General features: G+C 55.0%; 4 protein-coding genes. All 4 read left to right on the top strand.

The annotated features are described in order from the left end of the window. The first annotated feature begins 293 nt into the window (after positions 1–293). The 4 genes from JMV16_RS18110 to JMV16_RS18095 all read left to right on the top strand — a co-directional run bounded on the left by JMV16_RS18110 (position 294) and on the right by JMV16_RS18095 (position 4,649). A complete protein-coding gene (locus tag JMV16_RS18110) occupies positions 294–848 on the top strand; it encodes a hypothetical protein (protein WP_201495711.1) in 555 nt (184 codons plus the stop codon). A 183-nt stretch (positions 849–1,031) separates the two neighbouring features. Then, positions 1,032–1,733 (top strand): hypothetical protein, encoded by a 702-nt coding sequence (locus JMV16_RS18105; protein ID WP_201495710.1) that lies wholly within the window; start codon positions 1,032–1,034, stop codon positions 1,731–1,733. A 138-nt stretch (positions 1,734–1,871) separates the two neighbouring features. After that, complete coding sequence (locus tag JMV16_RS18100; protein WP_201495709.1) at positions 1,872–2,969, top strand: RelA/SpoT domain-containing protein; 1,098 nt, start codon at positions 1,872–1,874, stop codon at positions 2,967–2,969. An 816-nt stretch (positions 2,970–3,785) separates the two neighbouring features. Then, positions 3,786–4,649: a hypothetical protein gene (locus JMV16_RS18095; protein ID WP_201495708.1), complete on the top strand. Its 864-nt coding sequence runs from the start codon at positions 3,786–3,788 to the stop codon at positions 4,647–4,649. The last annotated feature ends 166 nt before the right edge of the window (positions 4,650–4,815 follow it).

Here is a 4,815-nt window from a genome sequence, read left to right as displayed (position 1 = left end):
CTAGATTCCTTCATGGCCCGTCTCCTTGCAAGTTCGCAACGACCTGACCGCCTGTCGGCCAGGTGCATTGGTGTAGCTCGGCACGCCAACGGCGCGCAACCTACGTCATTGCAGGGGACGGGCCGCCCGATTTCGCGTAGCCATTCTGTCTAGGCGTCACAAAGTAACCACCACTTATGCTTCCCGACGAATCAAAACCTCAAGTGCCAGCGGTCACTCAGACCGCTCAGGTATCACCAAATGGTCGAACCGCATGGGACTTCGCGACAGAAGCGATTCGATCCCGTACAGCGATGCTGTTGGTCGTACTTCTCACGTTTGTCCTTCCTCTCACGATTCACTTCGTCGCGGAACCTGGATCAGAAGTAAGCGTATTCAACCTGATTAAGTATAAGAAGGCGGCCGAACGTGTACCGCCACCTGACCTAACCCCAGTTGTTCCGGTTGCGGTACCAGCAAGTTCACCCGCAACGCTGCCTAACAACTTTTACTTGCCAACCAAGATCAAAGTTCGCGACGAAGCGATTACACCCATTCTTGACCGAGCTATCAATGTACAGGCCAAGAAAGAGGAGACCGGGAAAACCACATGTAGGCTGGGTGGTGCGAACCTGCCAACGCTTAGGGCAGCCATCCGGCAACTGAATGGCAATTCAGCCAAGCTTGAGTCATCTGGTACAGGAGGCCCAGTAGAGGCGACGTTGGAAAACGGCTGCTACTTGGAAATCGAGTATCGTTCCTTCACCTTTAGTATTGAATTGGTTGACATTGGCTATCCTAACTATGAACTTACGGTCGCTCGGCAAGTGAAGCCAACGCTAACGCTCGCATCACCGCCCGCAAAGTGACGCCTAACCCCTCGCTCAAGCGGAGCACCAACGGCAGGCCACCAGGGCCCGGTCTGAGGTACGCGGTACATTTTCTCAGCCCGGGCCCTGGCGTCCTGCCGTTGGCGCCCGCTTAGCTCGAACGTTAGCCCGCAGACTCACCCGACATCCTCCGTCGACCACAACACGGAACAATGAAGCGTCATGGACAACAAATCAATCTTCGACATCATAAGCTTCGTCGCCTCCATTGCCTCGCTCATTCTAGCGGTCGGGGCGATATGGCTATCGGTTGTCTTCTACAGAATGTCCAATGAGGCTGCAAAGGCAACGACTGAGGCCGCCAAGGATATTGCGGCAAGTGTCGAGCGCTTAGAGAAACTCTTTGACAAGCTCTACTCCGACACATTCTCGATGATGCGGGATACCGTCTCGGATATGCGCAAACACATCTGGCCAACGGAAGCACCGGAGCAAGAGAACGCAATTGAGGAGGCAGAAAAGAAGGCCGATGAGAAGATCTCAGAGCTCAAGAAGGTTGTCGAGAATCAGGTGGCCGAACTTCTGCAACGCCAGCGGATTGCAGACGACAAAATGGCGTCGCTGACAGGCGAGATGCGCGGCATTCTGGATCGAGCGATCGTGACTTCGCGGCAGGTTGATCTAGAAGCCCGCGAGGAAACAGTTCGCGAGCATATTCTTCGTCAATTGCGGGTTTACCGAAGGTCTCGCCCCAAAGCAACTGTCAACGATCTAGTCGAACGCCTTCAATCAAGCTTTCCACTAACTCGAATTATTACAGAGGTTGAACGACTGCAAAGCGAAAAGATCATCGAGTTGGTGCCCGATGAACTCGCCCCAGGTTCACTGATTCGGCTGATAGCACCTACCGCGACTGCGGGCTAACCCCTCGCTCAAGCGGAGCGCCAACGGCAGGCCACCAGGCCCGGGCTGGTGGTACGCGGTACATTTTCACCAGTCCGGGCCTGGCGTACTGCCGTCGTCGCCCGCTTAGCTCGAACGTTAGGCGTCACAGAAAGCAATATGCGCAAGCGCCAAGTCCCTACCGGCACGCCTAGTTTCCCGGGCGGCTCAAAGTCCCGCGTCAACCGCGCTGGAGAGAACGTGCGCGCTGGCAATCCCACCGCTGATGATCTGGCTGTCATCGAGGAATGGCGGGCCGCGCACCGAGCGGTCCTGAACACATTCCAGGCGATCCTGAGAGAACGCGCACGAAGTGCCGGTGCCATGGTGGCCCAACGTCACAAGCGGAAGCGGACGATCTTCGACAAGCTTGACCGACTGCCAGGCATGAGCCTGTCGAGAATGGATGATGTCGCCGGTTGCAGACTGATCTTCAAGAAATCTAAGGATCTATATGCATTTCGCCAAAGCTTCCATGGCGCAAGGTTCAAACATAAACGACGCCACGCTGACGACCCCGGAAGATACGACTACATTCAAAACCCGAAACCAACCGGTTATCGTGGCATTCACGACATCTATGAATACGATGTCAACTCCGAAGTAGGAAAGGCACTGACCGGTCTGTATGTCGAAATCCAGTACCGAACCCTGGTCCAACATGCCTGGGCAACTGCAGTCGAGGTGATTGGCTTTATCACGGAGAGCCAGCCAAAGTTCCAGCAGGGCGATAGGCGATACGAACACGCGATGGCATTGGCAAGCGAGATACTTGCCCGAGCCCACGAAAATCAAAAGGGACCCTTTCCTGAACTTGAGGACCGCGATGTAGTAGCTCAGTTCTTGGCGGCAGAGAAAGAAATTGGACTTCTAGAAATGCTTCGCGGACTGAATGCAGCCGATCGTGCGGTGTCTGCCAAGAAGAATACGATTCTTATTTTCGAAGGCGGCAGAGCCCTTCAGATGAAGACTTATCGGGATGCGACAGAAGCCCTGCGCGCACTTTTTGAGCTTGAAAAGGAACATCCGGAAAGGGACATCGTTCTCGTTCGAGCAGACACAAGCGATGAGGTTCGGTTGGCCTTCAAGAACTACTTTTCGGATGCAAGAGACTTCATACAACTTATCGAAGTTGGATGTGCAAAGTTGACCAAGACGAAGAAGATTCTGGAGGTCTTCTCTCAAAGGAAGCCTGCGAAGCAAGCGCCGCGCAAGTGACGCCTAACCCCTCGCTCAAGCGGAGCGCCAACGGCAGGCCACCAGGCCCGGGCCGGTGGTACTACGTACATTTTCACCGGCCCGGGCCTGGCGCCCTGCCGTTGCCGCCCGCTTAGCTCGAACGTTAGGCATCTCAAAATGCACCTTCCCGCATCCATCCGCAGCGTGGCTGACATCTGCGCGCACCGAAAGTCACCCATTCCAGATGGCCCAGGCGTGTATGCGTTCTGGTGGGTTGCAGATAAGGCGACTCTCCTAGCATCAAACCGCACAGTAGTACTCAAAGGCCCTAACGAGGTTCGAGTCAACGTCGAGTATCGAGACTGGTGGCCGCCGGAACTAACCTATCCGTGTCTGTATGTTGGCAAGACGACCAACCTCCGGAAGAGATTTGGCCTGCACATAAAGCGCAAGAGCGAAGTACGCCTACACGCAGCTCACCCAGAACATCACAAGGCCGAACCGAATACGACATCTTGTCAACTCCGCTGGGGTATTGAACACATCTTTCCAGGTGAAACTAGCCCACTTCGACTCATAGCCAATTCGGTAGGTTTCTCTTATCGCAATAATTTTGGAGACAACGCCATCGCGGAGCGCTTCTTCGAGGAAGATCGGCTTGTAGGAACGTGGCGTCCATGGTTCAACATTGACTCCGAGCGCTGAGATGCCTAACCCCTCGCTCAAGGCGAGCCCCAACGGCGGGCCACCAGGCCGCGGCCACAGGTACGGTGTACATTTTCTGTGGCCGCGGCCTGGCGTCCCACCGTCGGTGCCGCCTTAGCTCGAACGTTAGGCCGCACATCTGAGATCTCGATGACATCTACTCCAATCAAGTTCAGCATCATCCTCGCGGGACTTTCGCTGACCTCCTCCGTTTTGTACCTTGCTGGCTACTGGGGTGCATTCAACATCAATGTATTCGAGTTCCTATCGTTTGATGATCTAGTACGAAGCGCGATATACCCCCTTCTGGGAATAGCTTCGCTGTTTGTCTTCCACGGCCTCATGTACGGCCCGATGTTGACGCCGCGTATGTTCGCCGAAGGCAGCGGAACGGTGCTGACGGGTGTCGAACCGACCAAACGCGAGCGCGAGGACGATCAAGAGCGTAGAAGACAAGCAGTGAGGAAGTTCAAGGTTGTTGGCGGAGTCGCGGGTCTTGCATGGCTTGGCTACGTCGCCATCTCGGGGTCCTATGGGCAGGTTGTGTACGCGCTTGCGATTGCCGCCTCTATAGCAATGGGGCTGCACCTAAAGAACTCGGAGTATGCAGAAGACTCTGTAAGGGAGCCGATCCTTCGAGGTCTCATTTGCATCGTGTTTGTTCTAATTCCGACAGTTTCCCTTGTCCATGGTGTTGTTCGCGCACATCGGTTGATCTTCTCAGCAGGTGATTTCCTGTACGTGTGCGAGTCCGACCTGAAGGAATCGGACGTCGCAAAGTCGACGAAGGAACTTCGATTCATAGGAAAGGCGGACGAATACTTCTTCTTTGTGCAAGATCCAGAGATCACCGAGATCAAGGTTCTTCAATACAACGATTTTAGGCGAATGGTGTTTCGGCACTCAATTGAGACACTTCGAGGTGAGATAAGCTTGCTCTTCTGGAAGAGAAAGCAGAAGGTCGACCTCTGCCTACCAGCCGCTAGGCCGATCGCAGGCCAGGCCGGCAGATAACCCTGCCCACAAACGCGTCACTCCGCGAAACCGAGCGAGTGAGCGACCGGGCGGATAGGTAACACTCTCTCTGGACGGATGGGTGACACTTGGTTGGAATTACAGCCGCACTGGCTGTTCTCTCGTTGATCTTAATTCAAGGCCCCTGCCAGGCCGCCGGAGGCCC

Source organism: Rubrivivax sp. A210, from assembly GCF_904426505.1.
Taxonomy (GTDB): domain Bacteria; phylum Pseudomonadota; class Gammaproteobacteria; order Burkholderiales; family Burkholderiaceae_C; genus Rubrivivax.
Note: the sequence above shows the minus strand (reverse complement) of the source record. Positions and strands in the feature narration are given on the sequence as shown.